Here is a 15,142-nt window from a genome sequence, read left to right on the forward strand (position 1 = left end):
ATGACGCCGCCCACCGTGCTCGCCGTGATCCCCGCCCGCGGCGGATCCAAGGGCGTACCGGCCAAGAACCTCGCCCAGGTCGGCGGCGTACCGCTGGTCGCCCGCGCCGTACGCGCCTGCCTGGCCTCCCGCGAGGTCACGGACGTCGTCGTGACGACCGACGACGCGGCCATCGCCGACGCGGCCCGCGCCGCGGGCGACACCACGGGCGCCCCCGAGCGGCTGCACATCGTCCAGCGTCCCGCGGCCATCGCCGGGGACAGGTCCAGCAGCGAGGACGCGGTGCTGCACGCCCTGGACGCGTACGAGGCGATGCGCGACCGGAAGGCCGACGTGGTGCTGCTCGTCCAGTGCACCAGCCCCTTCGTCGTACGGGAGGACATCGACGGCGTCGCCGCCGCGGTCGCCCGCGACGGCGCCGACACGGCGGTCACGGTCGCCCCCTTCCACGGCTTCCTCTGGCGCGACGGCAGCGCGATCGAGGAGGGCAACTACGGCGTCAACCACGACAAGTCCGTACGCCAGATGCGCCAGGACCGCCCCGAGGACCTCCTCGAAACCGGCACCGCGTACGCCATGGACGTCGAGGGCTTCCGCACCCACCGCCACCGCTTCTTCGGCCACACCGCGCTGGTGCGCACCGACGCCGCGCGGGTCCTGGAGGTCGACGACCCGCACGACCTGGCCCGCGCCCGCGCCCTCGCCCCGCTGCTCGACCCGTCGCCGCTGCCCACCCTCGACGACGTCGACGCCGTCGTGCTGGACTTCGACGGCACCCAGACCGACGACCGGGTCCTCATCGACGCCGACGGACGCGAGATCGTCGCCGTCCACCGCGGCGACGGCCTGGGCATCGCCGCGCTGCGCAGGGCCGGGCTGCCGCTGCTGATCCTGTCCACCGAGCAGAACCCGGTCGTCGCGGCCCGCGCCCACAAGCTCCGCATCCCGGTCCTGCACGGCATCGACCGCAAGGACCTCGCGCTCAAGCAGTGGTGCGACGAACAGTCCATCGCTCCCGAACGTGTCCTCTACGTCGGCAACGACGTCAACGACCTGCCCTGCTTCGCACTCGCCGGCTGGCCCGTCGCCGTCGCGAGCGCCCACGACTCGGTACGGGCGGCCGCACGCGCCGTCACGACCGTCCCCGGCGGCTTCGGCGCCATCCGCGAGATCGCGGCATGGCTGCTCGGCCCCACCCTCACGACCACCGCCAAGTCCCCCAAGTGATCCCGGGTCCCCGAGCCCGCCACGTCATCCGAGCCACCCGAGCTTAAGGAAACACACCTCATGAGCACCTCCCGCCTGCGCACCTTCGGCACCCGCACCGCCGGCCCCGGCCGCCCCGTCTACATCACCGGCGAGATCGGCATCAACCACAACGGCGACCTCGACAACGCCCTCGCCCTGATCGACATCGCCGCCGAGGCCGGCTGCGACGCGGTCAAGTTCCAGAAGCGCACCCCGGAGATCTGCACCCCGCGCGACCAGTGGGACATCGAGCGCGACACCCCCTGGGGCCGGATGACGTACATCGACTACCGCCACCGCGTCGAGTTCGGCGAGGACGAGTACCGGGCCATCTCCGAGCACTGCGCCCGGCGCGGCATCGACTGGTTCGCCTCCCCGTGGGACACCGAGGCCGTCGCCTTCCTGGAGAAGTTCGACGTCCCCGCCCACAAGGTCGCCTCGGCCTCGCTCACCGACGACGAGCTGCTGCGCGCGCTGCGCGCCACCGGCCGCACGGTCATCCTCTCCACCGGCATGTCCACCCCGAAGCAGATCCGCCACGCGGTGGAGGTCCTCGGCTCGGACAACATCCTGCTCTGCCACGCCACTTCGACGTACCCGGCCAAGGCCGAGGAGCTGAACCTGCGGGTCATCAACACCCTCCAGCAGGAGTACCCCAACGTCCCGATCGGCTACAGCGGCCACGAGACCGGCCTCCAGACGACCCTGGCCGCCGTCGCCCTCGGCGCCACGTTCGTCGAGCGCCACATCACCCTGGACCGCGCCATGTGGGGCTCCGACCAGGCCGCCTCCGTCGAGCCGCAGGGCCTCAGCCGCCTGGTCCGCGACATCCGCACCATCGAGGCCTCGCTCGGCGACGGCGTCAAGAAGGTGTACGAGTCCGAGCTCGGCCCGATGAAGAAGCTCCGCCGGGTCACGGGCGTCGTCGCCGAGAGCGAGGCGGTCGCGGCCGCCGAGCCGGTCGCGGTCTGACGGGCCGACCGGTGAACCTCGCCTTCGTCGAGAGCCCGGTCCAGCTCCTGAACGTCCTGGAGTGGGCCTACGCAGAGGGAGGCGACGACCGGGTCCTGACGGACATCACGGTCGTCGTCCTCCCCCCGGTCGACCCGATGTCGCGCGGCCAGCTGCGCCGGATGGCGGAGCTGGCCCGCGACGAGGGCATCCACGTCCGCTGGCAGGAGGCGCGCGGCGGCGCGAGCGCTCCCTTGAAGAGCCTCCGTGACCTGGCCGGACTCGTCCGCGGGGCCCGCCACGTCGTCATCGGCGACCCGTTCTCCCGGTACGTGCAGCTCCTGCTCACCATGGTCCGGGCCCGCCGCCTCACGGTGGTCGACGACGGCACCGCCACCATGGAGTTCGTCGCCCAGCTGGCCCGCGGCGAACGCCTGGTGCGCTGGCACCGCAAGGGCGGCTCGGGCCCGCGCGAACTGGTCCTGGCCCCGGTCACGGCCCGCGCCCGCAGCCGCTTCGTCCCGTCCGACACCCGCACGGTCGAGGTCTTCACGGCGATGCCGGTCGAGGCCCCGCCCGGCGTCACCATCACCCCCAACACCTTCGCCTGGACCCGCGCCCGCTTCGGCCCGCCGAACCTCACCAGGGGCGCGGACCTGGTCGGCACCTCCCTCGTCGAGACGGGCGTGGTCGACCGGGACCAGTACCTGGAGGCCGTCGCCGCCCTGTCCCGCACCCACGGGGCGACCCGCTACTTCGCCCACCGCCGCGAGTCCACCGACAAGCTCCACGCCCTGGAGGCCCTCACCGGCCTGGAGATCGTCCGCCCCGACCTCCCCCTGGAACTCATCGCCCGCCGCGGCCCGATCGGCCGCACGGTCCTCAGCTTCCCCTCCACCGTCGTCCACACCCTGCCCCTCGCCCTGGCCGGCACCGAGGTGAAGGTCGCGGTCTGCGACATCGCCCCGGAATGGCTCCGCGACACGGCCTCCCCCCGCGCCCAGGGCTTCCTGAGCGGCGTCACGGCAACCGCCCGCGACGTACAGCGCCTGGCCCCGTGGCGCGCCACGGCGGTGACGGAGGCGTAGGAGCCGACGCCGATGGCCTTCGGCCGCCGGGAGCCGACGCCGCCCGGAACGGACCGGTGTGCTCGCTCGTTCCTTCCTCGACATTCCGGCCGAGGTTCCGGCCGGCAGCTGATGCCACCGCCCCGTCGGTCCGGGGGTACCGGATCAGACGCAGTTGACCCACTTGTTGGACTTGATGAAGTGGGTGGTGGACCCGGTCAACTTGGAGCCCCGCTTGATGATGCCGCTGCTGCCCGTGTAGTTCGTCCCCGAGTACCACTTGAAGTCGCAGTTCTTGCCGTGCTGGTAGCGGGACTTGAAGCCCTGGAAGACGGCGAACTGGGTCAGGTTCGCGTTGTTCCCCTCCACCTTCTGCATCCTGCCGGTGTAGTTCTCCCCGGACCAGACGCAGTACCAGCCCGACGGGCAGTCCGATGCCGCGGTCGGCGTGACCTCCGTCGCGCCGACGGTTCCCGCGCTTGTGACCAGCAGGCCCCCGGTCAGCGCGATGCCACTGGCGACGGCGGCGAACTTCCTGGTCATGCGCATGAGTTACCCCCTTCGTCCGGACCGCTTCCCCCGCCCCGGCATTCCCCCCGGGCGGGCGGTCCGTTGTCGTGGAACCACGATGACGCGGACGGGCGTGGCCCCGACAGGACATTCGACGCTGCTCCAAAGACGCAGCTCACAGGGCGGCCGGAGGGACTCGGCGCGGCGGTCGCGGTCGCAGCAGTGCCGCTCCGGTCGGGGTCACCGTGTGCAGGACCGTGTTCGCGTACCGGCGGCTGCTGATCAGCCCCGCCTCGCGCAGTACGGAGGTGTGGTGGGTGGCGGTGGCCGGGGAGACGCCCAGCGCGCGGGCCAACTCCGAGGTGGTGGCGCCCAGCCGGGCGGCGCGCAGGGCGGCGGCGCGGGTCCGGCCGAGCAGCGCGCCGAGCGAGGCGGCGCCGGGGGGTTCGGGCTCGGGGGCCCCGTCGCGGTGCAGCGGGTACAGCAGCGTCGGTTCGAGCGCCGGGTCGGCGAAGGCGACCGCCCGATGCCAGCAGAAGTACGAAGGGACCAGGCGCAGCCCGCGGCCGTCCAGGTGCATGTCGCGGTCCTCCGCGTAGTCGACCTCCAGCACCGGGGGCCGCCAGTGCATGCCCGGCTTCAGTCCGGCCAGCAGCCCGTCCAGGCCGTCGTCGAGGACGGACCGGCCGAGTACTGCCCGCTCGCCGTCGATCCTCGCCCGGACGCGGTCGTGGTGCGGGGCGATCACGGCGGAGTGGTACGCGCGCAGAGTGCTCACCAGTTCCTCCCGCGACCGCCGTTCCGTCAGCCGGGCCGCCCAGGCGGGAGCCCCGACGACCCTGGCGAGGGTCTCCACCTCCCGCCGGACCCGGTCCGGCGGAGTGTCGAGGATCGCCGTGCAGCCGGCGTCCAGTCCATCTTCGGCCTCGGGCGGGGTGAGGAAGTCCGGGAAGTAGCGGGCCCTGGGCACGACCTGGAACAGGACCTTGCGGACGGCGGTGCCGAGCGGTGTACCGATCAGTTTCAGCCGGGCGGTGCGGTGCCACTCGGCGAAGGCCCAGCGTCCCCGGGTGCTCTGGAGCCGGTGGAGGCTGAAGGCGGTCTCCCACAGCGGGTCGGGCGTTCTCGCGATCCGGATGCGGGTCAGATCTTCGGTGGTGAAGTGAATACGCAGCATGCGGCGTCCCCCGAGATGCGGGCCGGGTCCTCTCCCCCCTGGCGAGGCGGCCGTACGAAGAAGATCCCACCGCTCGTCGCCGAGTCAAAGGGGGGTAAAGACGGTGGGCTCCGGCCGGGCCGGGGGAGTGGCGGATTCCTTACCGTGCCGGCGCCCTCCCAGGGTTCCGAGGGCCACGGCTCCGCACCAGGTGGGGCCCCGCCCCGCTCCGCCGGCCGCAAGGTGCCGCCGGGCACGGGAAGCGGAAAGCGGTGGTTTTCGGTCGATCTCGACAGTGGTGTTCCGGTCGGTGTGTCGTCCGGGTGTTCGGCCGGTACCGGGCTCCCGTCGAGGGCCGCGACCCCGGTGGACGTGCCGGAACGCCCTGGTCCCGCGGGCCGTACCCCCGAAGTGGCGGGGCAGCTTACCCATCCGTCCGCCTCATCACTCGCCGTCACACCATCTTTTGTTCGTCTATGTGGCTGAACTTTTCTTGTTTCATGGTCAGTTGAAGGGGGAAGGGCCGTACCCTTCGCCAGGTGAACCAGTTGATGTCCCGCGATTCCGACGCCGAGCCGACGCCTCACGACGAACAGCTTCCCGGCACCCTGCCCGAGGACCTGCGTGCCGAACTGATCGCCTTCCGACGCGATCTGCACATGCACCCCGAGCTCGGCAACCAGGAGTTCCGCACCACCGCGGCCATCAAGGCCCGGCTGGAGAAGGCCGGCCTGCGGCCCCGGGTGCTCTCCACCGGAACCGGACTCATCTGCGACGTGGGCACGCGGGACGACTCCACCCCGCCCGTCCTCGCCCTGCGCGCCGACATCGACGCCCTGCCCATTCCGGACACCAAGACCGGCGTCCCGTACCGCTCCACCGTCCCCGACCGGGCGCACGCCTGCGGGCACGACGTCCACACCACCGCGGTCCTCGGCGCCGGCCTCGTGCTCGCCGACCTCGACCGGCGGGGGCTGCTCCCGAACCCGGTGCGGCTGATCTTCCAGCCGGCCGAGGAGGTGCTGCCCGGCGGGGCGCCCGAGACGATCCTGTCCGGGGCGCTGGAGGGCGTCGGGCGGATCATCGGGGTGCACTGCGACCCGAAGGTGGACGTGGGCCGGATCGGCCTGCGGGTCGGGGCGATCACCTCGGCCTGCGACCGGCTGGAGGTCTCCCTCGACGGACCGGGCGGCCACACCGCCCGCCCGCATCTCACCACCGACCTGGTCACCGCCGCCGCCAAGGTGGCCACCGAGGTGCCCGCGCTGCTGGCCCGCCGGGTCGACGCCCGCTCCGGCCTCGCCGTGACCTGGGGGCGGCTGGAGGCCGGCCACGCCTGCAACGTGATCCCGCAGCACGCCGAGCTGTCGGGCACCGTCCGCTGCCTGGACCTGGCGGCCTGGCGGGAGGCGCCGGACCTGGTGCACGCCGCGATCGACGAGGTGGCCGGGCTGCACGGCGCCAAGACGGTGATCGACTACGTCCAGGGCGTCCCGCCCGTCGTGAACGACGCCGCCGTGATCGACCTGCTCGCCGGGGCGATGACCGCCCGCCGCGGACCGCAGTCGATCGAGAGCACCGAGCAGAGCCTCGGCGGCGAGGACTTCTCCTGGTACCTGGAGCACGTCCCCGGCGCCATGGCACGCCTCGGCGTCCGCACCCCCGGCGACACCGCCCGCCTCGACCTGCACCGCGGCGACTTCGACGCGGACGAGGAGGCGATCACGGTGGCCGTCGAGCTGTTCACCGCCTCGGCACTCCTGGACGGCCGCGACGACTGACCCGGAACGGCGACCGGCCTGGAACGGCGACTGACCTGGAACGGCGACCGGCCCGGAACGGCGACCGACCGGGAGCGGCGACCGAACAGCGGCGGTGCCTGGACGGACGTGGCGGGCGGGGCGGAAGCGGCCGAAAGCCGTCACGGGAACGGGCGGAAGAAGTGGCGGGAACGTGGTGGGAACGGGCGGAAGGCGCACAACCCCGCCCCCGTTTCCCGACCGCCCGAACAGCCCCCGCCGCGCGGCGGGTACCGTGTTCCCGGACCGTTCGCTTCCTCCGTGTCGCCCGATGGCAACCACCCGTAATCGGGTCGGTCACCTCTCGTTCGCGACGATCCGATAACGGCTTCCGTACGGGGCTTTATCTGACATCTACGCGCGTTACGATCGCGGCGAAACCAGCGCCGGAAGAGGCGCTTCGGTCAGGTTTGAAGGAGCCTTCCCTTGCGCCGGATCACCCGGATTGCCACCGTGGGCCTCGCGTCCGCGGCGCTCGCACTCAGCGCCACGGCCTGTGGCAGTAAGACGTCGTCGGATGCTGGTTCCGACTCCAAGGAAGCCAAGACGGCCATCGCGTACGACGTCGGCGGTCGCGGCGACCAGTCGTTCAACGACGCCGCCTACGCCGGTCTGGCCAAGGCCGAGAAGGAACTCGGCTTCAAGGGCACCGAGGCCGAGCCGTCGGACGGCGAGGCGGACGCCGACAAGGTGCAGCGCCTCACCACGCTGGCCCGCGCCGGCAACAACCCGGTGATCGGTGTCGGCTTCGCGTACGCGCCCGCCATCAAGAAGGTCGCGGCGAAGTTCCCGAAGACCACCTTCGGCATCATCGACGACGCCTCGGTGACCGACAAGAACATCGCCAACATGGTCTTCAACGAGGAGCAGGGCTCCTACCTCGCCGGTGTCGCGGCGGCCAAGGTGACCAAGTCCAAGACGGTCGGCTTCATCGGCGGTGTCGAGACCCCGCTGATCAAGAAGTTCCAGGCCGGCTTCGAGCAGGGCGTGAAGGACACCGACTCGTCGGTGAAGGTCCTGTCGCAGTACCTGACCCAGCCGCCGAACTTCGACGGCTTCTCCAAGCCCGACCTCGGCAAGGCCGCCGCCCAGGGGCAGCTCGACAAGAAGGCCGACGTCATCTACGCGGCGGCCGGTCTGGCCGGCTCCGGCTCCATCGAGGCCACCGCCAAGGCGGGCAAGTGGGCCATCGGCGTCGACTCCGACCAGTACAACCAGAAGGGCCTGGCCGCCTACAAGGACCAGATCCTGACCTCGGTCACCAAGGACGTCGCGGACTCCGTCTACAACCTGATCAAGTCGGTCAAGGACGGCAAGCCGCAGTCCGGTGAGATCCGCTACGGCCTGGACAAGGACGGCGTCGGCCTGGCCGACTCCAACCCGGCCTTCACCAAGATGACCGACGTCATCGCCGCCGTGGACAAGGCGAAGAAGGACATCATCGACGGCAAGGTCACCGTCAAGACCACCCCGTAACGGCGACCGCCGTACGGCTGCTTCCCCGGGCCCGGAGCGCGCACACCGCCGCTCCGGGCTCGGGGGGCGTTCCGCGGAGGAGTTCCCCGGAGAAGTCCTGGAAAGGTCCTCGAAGAGGTCCTGAAAGGGGTTCCCGGAGCAGCCTCGGAACAGCCCTCGAAGCGGTCCCGGAGCAGTCCCCGAAGCGGTACCGAAGAAGTCCTGAAGCAGTCCCGAAGAAGTTCCGCCCGTCACAGCGTCTTCCCAGCACAGAGGCACGACCCCGGTCTTTCGACGTGTTGAGCACAGGCGTCTTACGATTCGGCAGCGCTACGCGTGTAGACAGCCCTCCGGCGCGATAACTTCACCCCGCCCCTGCCCCTCCGCCCCGCTCCTGTCCGGCCAAGGAGAGTGCGTCATCAACGCGTCCAGCCCCCCTGCCGTAGAACTGCACGGCATCACCAAACGCTTCCCCGGCGTCGTCGCCAACCGGGACATCGACATCACCATCCGCAAGGGCACGGTTCACGCCCTCGTCGGTGAGAACGGTGCCGGCAAGTCGACCCTGATGAAGATCCTCTACGGCATGCAGAAGCCGGACGAGGGCACCATCACGGTCGACGGGACCGAGGTGACGTTCGGCAGCCCGGCCGATGCCATCGGCTGCGGCATCGGCATGGTGCACCAGCACTTCATGCTCGCCGACAACTTCACCGTCCTGGAGAACGTGGTTCTCGGCGGCGAGAAGCTGCACGGCATCGGCTCCGCGGCCCGCAAGAAGATCATGGAGATCTCGGACGCGTACGGTCTGGGGGTCCGGCCCGACGCCCTCGTCGAGGACCTCGGCGTCGCCGACCGCCAGCGCGTGGAGATCCTCAAGGTCCTCTACCGCGGCGCGCGCATCCTGATCCTGGACGAGCCGACCGCCGTGCTCGTGCCGCAGGAGGTCGACGCGCTCTTCGACAACCTGCGCGAGCTCAAGGCCGAGGGCCTGACCGTCATCTTCATCTCGCACAAGCTGGGCGAGGTCCTGTCGGTCGCCGACGACATCACGGTGATCCGCCGCGGCACGACGGTCGGCACCGCGGACCCGGCCAACACCACCACCAAGCAGCTCGCCGAGCTGATGGTCGGCAGCGAGCTGCCCTCACCCGAGACCCGTGAGTCCACGGTGACGGACGTTCCGATGCTGCGCGTCGAGAACCTCGCGCTCACCGCGACCGACCCGGACGGCGTGGTGCGCGACGTGCTGGCCGGCATCGACCTCACCATCCGCAAGGGCGAGGTCCTGGGCATCGCCGGTGTGGAGGGCAACGGCCAGACCGAGCTGATCGAGGCACTGATCGGCATGCGGAACCCCGACGGCGGTGTGATCACCCTCGACGGCCGGGACATCTCCCACATCCCCACGCGCAAGCGGCGCGAGAGCGGCATCGGCTACATCCCGGAGGACCGCCACCGGCACGGCATGCTGCTGGAGGCGCCCCTCTGGGAGAACCGTATCCTCGGCCACGTCACGGAGCGGCCCAACAGCCGGCACGGACTGCTGGACATCAAGGCGGCCCGCGCCGACACCGAGCGGATCGTGCGCGAGTACGACGTCCGCACCCCCGGCATCGAGGTCACCGCGGCCTCCCTCTCCGGCGGCAACCAGCAGAAGCTGATCGTCGGCCGGGAGATGAGCCACGACCCGAAGCTCCTGATCGCCGCCCACCCCACCCGCGGTGTGGACGTCGGCGCGCAGGCGCAGATCTGGGACCAGATCCGGGAGGCGCGCCGGGAGGGCCTCGCCGTCCTGCTCATCTCGGCGGACCTGGACGAGCTGATCGGGCTCTCCGACACCCTGCGCGTCATGTACCGCGGTCGGCTGGTCGCCGACGCCGACCCCGGCACCATCACCCCGGAGGAACTGGGCTCGGCCATGACCGGCGCCGCCACCGGTCATCTCGAGGCAGCACCGGAGGACGAGGACCGATGAAGAAATTCGACAAGGACCGGCTGATCCTGGGCTTCGCCGGCCCCGTTCTCGCCCTGGTCGTCGCCTTCGTGCTCACCACCGCGGTGCTGCTCGCCTCGGGCAAGAACCCGTTCGAGCCGTACCGGCTGATGCTCGACTCGGCGGCGTACGTCGACGTGCAGGTGCTGATCATCAACCAGGCGGGTACGTACTACCTCGCCGCCCTCGCGGTCGCCGTCGGCTTCCGGATGAACCTCTTCAACATCGGTGTCGACGGCCAGTACCGGCTCGCCGCGATGATGGCCGCGCTGGTCGGCGCGAGCGTCGACCTGCCCGGACCGCTGCAGATCGCGCTGATCGTGATCGTCGCGATGCTGGTCGGCGCCTTCTGGGCGGGCATCGCCGGCTTCCTCAAGACCACCCGGGGAGTGAGCGAGGTCGTCTCGACGATCATGCTCAACTCCATCGCGACCGCGCTGATCGCCTGGCTGATCCTGCCGAAGAACTTCGGTGTGCAGCCCGCCGGCTCCAACAACCTGACCACCGGCGACCTCCCGGAGTCCGCCTGGTTCCCCGGTCTGTCCATGGGCGAGGAGGCGGGGGAGATCTACGGATTCACCTTCGTCGCGGCCGCCTGCGGCATCATCTACTGGTTCGTCCTGAACCGCACCCGCTTCGGCTTCGACCTGCGGGCCACGGGTGAGAGCGAGAGCGCCGCCCAGGCCTCCGGCGTGGACGCCAAGAAGATGATCCTCACCTCGATGCTGATCTCCGGCGCCGTCGCCGGTCTCGCGGGCATGCCGACGCTCCTGGGCGACTCGCACACCTACAGCCTCGACTTCCCGACCGGGATCGGCTTCACCGGCATCACCATCGCCCTGCTCGGCCGGAACAACCCGGTCGGCATCGCCTTCAGCGCCCTGCTGATCGCCTTCCTGGACAAGGCGTCCGCCTCGCTCGACCAGTTCGGGTACGAGAAGGAGATCGCCACGATCATGCAGGGGCTGATCGTGATCTCGGTCGTCGTCAGCTACGAACTCGTGCGCCGTTACGGAACCCGCCGCCAGCAGCAGAAGGTCGGCGAGGAACTCGCCGCCGGCCATGCCCTCAAGACCGAGAAGGAGGCCGCACTGTGAGCGCAACCCAGGTTTCCGCCGCGAGCGTCGCCCCCAAGAAGGGCGGCGGCCGCCGCAAGCTCACCCTGCCCGTCATCCTGCTGATCATCGCGGGCGGTCTCGCACTGGTCTCGCTCGTCCGCCTGATCAGCGGCGCCAACGACGTGACGTCCGTCGGGCAGGTCGCGGGCGCGCTCGAACTGGCGGTACCGATCGGCCTCGCCGGACTCGGCGGTCTGTGGGCCGAGCGGGCGGGCGTCGTCAACATCGGTCTCGAAGGCATGATGATCCTGGGCACCTGGTTCGGTGCCTGGGCCGGGTTCCAGTGGGGCCCGTGGGTGGGCGTCCTGTTCGGCATCATCGGCGGCGCCCTCGGCGGCCTGCTGCACGCGATCATCACCGTCACCTTCGGGGTGAACCACATCGTCTCCGGTGTGGCCATCAACATCCTCGCGGTCGGCGTGACCCGCTACCTCTCCAACTACGCCTTCGACGGCGTCGAGGGCGGCTCGTCCAAGCAGTCCCCGCGGATCGAGGCGATCGACCGCATCACCATCCCCGGACTGTCGGACTGGCTCCTGGACATCCAGCAGAAGCACTGGTTCCTCGTCTCGGACATCGCCGGGGTCATCGGCGGCCTGGTCACCAACCTGTCCTGGCTGACCGTCGTCGCGCTGCTGCTGATCCCCGGCACCTGGTGGGTGCTGTGGCGCACGTCGTTCGGGCTGCGGCTGCGTTCCTGCGGCGAGAGCCCGGTCGCCGCCGAGTCGCTCGGTGTCAACGTCTACAAGTACAAGTACATCGCCGTCGTCGTCTCCGGCGGTCTCGCCGGTCTCGCCGGCGCCTTCCTGGCGATCGTCTCCACCGGCATCTACCAGGAGAGCCAGACCGGCGGCCGCGGCTACATCGGTCTCGCCGCGATGATCTTCGGCAACTGGATGCCGGGCGGGATGGCGCTCGGCGCGGGCCTGTTCGGCTTCACCGACAGCCTCAAGCTGCGCGGCGGTGCCGAGAACGTGCACGCGATGCTCCTGCTGCTCGCGATCCTGCTGGTGGCCGTGCTGATCTGGCAGCTGTACCGGAAGAAGTACGTGGCGGCGGTGGTCTCGGCAGCGGTCTCCGGGCTGCTCTTCACCTGGTACGCGCTGACCGACCAGGTGCCGAGCCAGTTCGTCGACGCGGCCCCCTACGTCACGACGCTGCTGGTCCTCTCGCTCTCCGCGCAACGGCTGCGCATGCCAAAGGCGGACGGTCTCGTCTACCGGAAGGGCCAGGGCAAGTGACGGCCGCCGCGGAGGTCGACTGGGCGGCGCTGCGCGGCGCCGCACGGGCCGCGATGACGCGCGCGTACGTGCCGTACTCGCACTACCCGGTCGGCGCCGCGGCCCGGGTCGACGACGGCCGCACGGTCTCCGGCTGCAACGTCGAGAACGCCTCGTACGGGATCGGGCTGTGCGCCGAGTGCGGCCTGGTCTCCGAGCTGCACGCCACCGGCGGCGGCCGGCTGACCCACTTCACCTGCGTGGACGGGGCCGGCGAGATCCTGGTGCCGTGCGGCAGGTGCCGGCAGCTGCTGTACGAGTTCGGCGGCCCGGAACTGGTCCTGGAGACACCGGACGGACTGCGCACGCTCGACGAGATGCTGCCGCAGGCGTTCGGTCCGGGGCACCTGAAGTAGAAACCGGGCACCCGGGGCGGCGGACGTCCGCATCGCGACCACTGCGGCCCCGGACCACCATGGCCCCGGACCACCGCGGCCCTCCCGGATCACCGTGGCCCTCCCGCCCGTCGGGAGGGCCACTCCCATCTCCACCCTCTATGCGCGTAGAGTCATTCGGGACTCTCGCGTACCGCACGCACACGTACGTACCGGCCGGAAGGACTCCCAGGACATGGACGCCATCTCCGTCATCCGCACCAAGCGGGACCGAGGCGAGCTGACCCCCGAGCAGATCGACTGGGTCATCGACGCGTACACCCGCGGTGAGGTCGCCGACGAGCAGATGTCCGCGCTGGCCATGGCGATCCTGCTGAACGGCATGAACCGCACCGAGATCGCCCGCTGGACCGCCGCGATGATCGCCTCCGGCGAGCGGATGGACTTCGCCTCGCTCTCCCGGCCCACCACCGACAAGCACTCCACCGGCGGCGTCGGCGACAAGATCACCCTGCCGCTCGCCCCGCTGGTCGCCGCCTGCGGCGCCGCCGTGCCGCAGCTCAGCGGCCGGGGCCTCGGCCACACCGGCGGCACGCTGGACAAGCTGGAGTCCATCCCCGGCTGGCGCGCGCACCTCTCCAACGCGGAGATGCTCGACGTCCTGGACACCACCGGCGCGGTCATCTGCGCCGCCGGTGACGGTCTGGCCCCCGCCGACAAGAAGCTGTACGCGCTCCGCGACGTCACCGGCACCGTCGAGGCCATCCCGCTGATCGCCAGCTCGATCATGTCCAAGAAGATCGCCGAGGGCACCGGCGCGCTCGTCCTGGACGTCAAGGTCGGCTCCGGCGCCTTCATGAAGACCATCGAGGACGCCCGCGAACTGGCCTCCACCATGGTCGCGCTGGGCACCGACAGCGGCGTGCGCACGGTCGCCCTGCTCACCGACATGGCCACCCCGCTCGGCCTGACCGCGGGCAACGCCCTGGAGGTGCGCGAGTCCGTCGAGGTGCTGGCCGGCGGCGGCCCGAAGGACGTCGTCGACCTCACCCTCGCCCTGGCCCGCGAGATGCTGGACGCGGCGGGCCTCAAGGACGCCGACCCGGAGAAGGCCCTCGCCGACGGCTCCGCGATGGACGTCTGGCGCCGCATGATCTCCGCCCAGGGCGGCGACCCGGACGCACCGCTCCCGGTCGCCCGCGAGCAGCACGTGGTCACGGCCCCGTCCACCGGCGTGCTGACCCGCCTGGACGCCTACGACATCGGCGTCGCCGCCTGGCGCCTCGGCGCGGGCCGGGCCCGCAAGGAGGACCCGGTGCAGGCGGGCGCGGGCGTCGAGCTGCACGCCAAGCCGGGCGACCCGGTCACGGCCGGCCAGCCGCTGCTGACGCTGCACACCGACACCCCGGAGAAGTTCGACTACGCGCTGAAGGCCCTGCCCGACGCGTACGACATCGCCCCGGCGGGCACGGCCTTCACCGCCACCCCCGTGGTGCGGGAACGTATCGCCTGACCTGCGGTTTTCCCATACGGGTGAACGGGACCGGTGGACCGCCGCCGGTCCCGTTCGGCATGCTGGACTCGGTGACGCACCGATAGGAGGAGACCGCCATGAGCGCACTCACCGTCGATCCCGCTCCGGGCCACGGCCGGGAATGGGACGACCTCGTCCGGATCTGGGAGGAGACGGACGCGCCCGAGGGCTGCAAGGTGGAGATCATCGAGGGGATCGTCACCGTGTCGCCACCGCCGTCCAACGACCACAATCTCACCGCGGCGCGCCTCCAGCGCAGGCTGTACCGCGTCATTCCGGAGGACTGGGAGATCTTCCAGACCCTCGGAGTCTCGGTACCGGGCCGGGCCGGGCTCTACATTCCGGACCTGGTCGTCGTGCCGGACACCGTGACGACCGGACCGGGCAACCGCATTCCGGCCGAAGAGGCCCGTCTCGTCGTCGAGATCACCTCGAAGGCCAACGCCAACCACGACCGCATCGGCAAGGTGCGCGGCTACGCGAAGGCCGGTGTCGAGCTGTTCCTGCTGCTCGACCCGTGGCACTCGGGCCGCCCCACCGCCACGCTGTACGGGGAGCCGGAAGGCGGCACCTACCGGGTGCTGGACACGGTCGAGTACGGGGAGAAGCTGACGCTGCCCGAGCCGTTCGGGCTCGTCCTGGACACCGGGGTGTTCCCGGTGAGCTGACAGGTGCTGCCGGGTGCGGCGCGGT

13 protein-coding genes are annotated in these 15,142 nt (G+C 70.9%); 11 read left to right on the forward strand and 2 right to left on the reverse strand.

Annotation, left to right across the window (positions count from 1 at the left end; all coding sequences use genetic code 11):
• The 3 genes from EAO76_RS28800 to EAO76_RS28810 are packed head-to-tail and all read left to right on the forward strand — an operon-like array spanning nucleotide 1 to nucleotide 3,287.
• Complete coding sequence (locus EAO76_RS28800) at nucleotides 1–1,227, forward strand: acylneuraminate cytidylyltransferase (RefSeq protein ID WP_148838833.1); 1,227 nt, start codon at nucleotides 1–3, stop codon at nucleotides 1,225–1,227.
• A 60-nt stretch (nucleotides 1,228–1,287) separates the two neighbouring features.
• Nucleotides 1,288–2,220 carry an N-acetylneuraminate synthase family protein gene (locus EAO76_RS28805; RefSeq protein WP_148838834.1) on the forward strand — a complete coding sequence of 311 codons (933 nt, stop codon included), beginning with the start codon at nucleotides 1,288–1,290 and terminating at the stop codon, nucleotides 2,218–2,220.
• Between the two features lie 11 nt (nucleotides 2,221–2,231).
• Nucleotides 2,232–3,287: a hypothetical protein gene (locus EAO76_RS28810; protein WP_148838835.1), complete on the forward strand. Its 1,056-nt coding sequence runs from the start codon at nucleotides 2,232–2,234 to the stop codon at nucleotides 3,285–3,287.
• A gap of 144 nt (nucleotides 3,288–3,431) precedes the next feature.
• Here EAO76_RS28810 and EAO76_RS28815 read toward each other — a convergent pair whose 3' ends face one another.
• Nucleotides 3,432–3,815, reverse strand: a complete 384-nt coding sequence (locus EAO76_RS28815; protein WP_148838836.1) for a peptidase inhibitor family I36 protein — start codon at nucleotides 3,813–3,815, stop codon at nucleotides 3,432–3,434.
• Nucleotides 3,816–3,951: 136 nt separating this feature from the next.
• Nucleotides 3,952–4,953, reverse strand: a complete 1,002-nt coding sequence (locus EAO76_RS28820; RefSeq protein WP_148838837.1) for a helix-turn-helix domain-containing protein — start codon at nucleotides 4,951–4,953, stop codon at nucleotides 3,952–3,954.
• A gap of 530 nt (nucleotides 4,954–5,483) precedes the next feature.
• On the opposite strand from EAO76_RS28820, the gene EAO76_RS28825 reads away from it, so the two are divergent.
• From EAO76_RS28825 to EAO76_RS28860, 8 genes are all read left to right on the forward strand, one after another.
• Complete coding sequence (locus EAO76_RS28825) at nucleotides 5,484–6,713, forward strand: amidohydrolase (protein WP_148840362.1); 1,230 nt, start codon at nucleotides 5,484–5,486, stop codon at nucleotides 6,711–6,713.
• Nucleotides 6,714–7,157: 444 nt separating this feature from the next.
• Nucleotides 7,158–8,207: a BMP family protein gene (locus tag EAO76_RS28830; RefSeq protein WP_148838838.1), complete on the forward strand. Its 1,050-nt coding sequence runs from the start codon at nucleotides 7,158–7,160 to the stop codon at nucleotides 8,205–8,207.
• 373 nt (nucleotides 8,208–8,580) lie between these two features.
• The gene (locus EAO76_RS28835) at nucleotides 8,581–10,164 is read left to right on the forward strand and encodes an ABC transporter ATP-binding protein (protein ID WP_148838839.1); all 1,584 of its coding nucleotides are present in this window, start codon (nucleotides 8,581–8,583) and stop codon (nucleotides 10,162–10,164) included.
• The gene (locus tag EAO76_RS28840) at nucleotides 10,161–11,279 is read left to right on the forward strand and encodes an ABC transporter permease (protein ID WP_148838840.1); all 1,119 of its coding nucleotides are present in this window, start codon (nucleotides 10,161–10,163) and stop codon (nucleotides 11,277–11,279) included. The genes EAO76_RS28835 and EAO76_RS28840 overlap by 4 nt, the downstream gene beginning before the upstream one ends.
• Complete coding sequence (locus EAO76_RS28845) at nucleotides 11,276–12,541, forward strand: ABC transporter permease (RefSeq protein ID WP_148838841.1); 1,266 nt, start codon at nucleotides 11,276–11,278, stop codon at nucleotides 12,539–12,541. Before EAO76_RS28840 ends, EAO76_RS28845 begins: the two co-directional genes overlap by 4 nt.
• Complete coding sequence (locus tag EAO76_RS28850; protein ID WP_148838842.1) at nucleotides 12,538–12,936, forward strand: cytidine deaminase; 399 nt, start codon at nucleotides 12,538–12,540, stop codon at nucleotides 12,934–12,936. The genes EAO76_RS28845 and EAO76_RS28850 overlap by 4 nt, the downstream gene beginning before the upstream one ends.
• A 214-nt stretch (nucleotides 12,937–13,150) precedes the next feature.
• The gene (locus EAO76_RS28855) at nucleotides 13,151–14,428 is read left to right on the forward strand and encodes a thymidine phosphorylase (RefSeq protein WP_148838843.1); all 1,278 of its coding nucleotides are present in this window, start codon (nucleotides 13,151–13,153) and stop codon (nucleotides 14,426–14,428) included.
• A gap of 98 nt (nucleotides 14,429–14,526) precedes the next feature.
• The gene (locus tag EAO76_RS28860; RefSeq protein WP_148838844.1) at nucleotides 14,527–15,117 is read left to right on the forward strand and encodes a Uma2 family endonuclease; all 591 of its coding nucleotides are present in this window, start codon (nucleotides 14,527–14,529) and stop codon (nucleotides 15,115–15,117) included.
• Nucleotides 15,118–15,142 lie beyond the last annotated feature (25 nt).

This window comes from Streptomyces sp. sk2.1, from assembly GCF_008120935.1.
Lineage (GTDB): Bacteria > Actinomycetota > Actinomycetes > Streptomycetales > Streptomycetaceae > Streptomyces.

Coding starts and splice junctions, on each gene's coding strand:
- EAO76_RS28815 (WP_148838836.1), bottom strand. CDS start 3,815: ATGCGCATGACCAGGAAGTTCGCCGCCGTCGCCAGTGGCATCGCGCTG.
- EAO76_RS28840 (WP_148838840.1), top strand. CDS start 10,161: ATGAAGAAATTCGACAAGGACCGGCTGATCCTGGGCTTCGCCGGCCCC.
- EAO76_RS28855 (WP_148838843.1), top strand. CDS start 13,151: ATGGACGCCATCTCCGTCATCCGCACCAAGCGGGACCGAGGCGAGCTG.
- EAO76_RS28825 (WP_148840362.1), top strand. CDS start 5,484: ATGTCCCGCGATTCCGACGCCGAGCCGACGCCTCACGACGAACAGCTT.
- EAO76_RS28820 (WP_148838837.1), bottom strand. CDS start 4,953: ATGCTGCGTATTCACTTCACCACCGAAGATCTGACCCGCATCCGGATC.
- EAO76_RS28805 (WP_148838834.1), top strand. CDS start 1,288: ATGAGCACCTCCCGCCTGCGCACCTTCGGCACCCGCACCGCCGGCCCC.
- EAO76_RS28860 (WP_148838844.1), top strand. CDS start 14,527: ATGAGCGCACTCACCGTCGATCCCGCTCCGGGCCACGGCCGGGAATGG.
- EAO76_RS28800 (WP_148838833.1), top strand. CDS start 1: ATGACGCCGCCCACCGTGCTCGCCGTGATCCCCGCCCGCGGCGGATCC.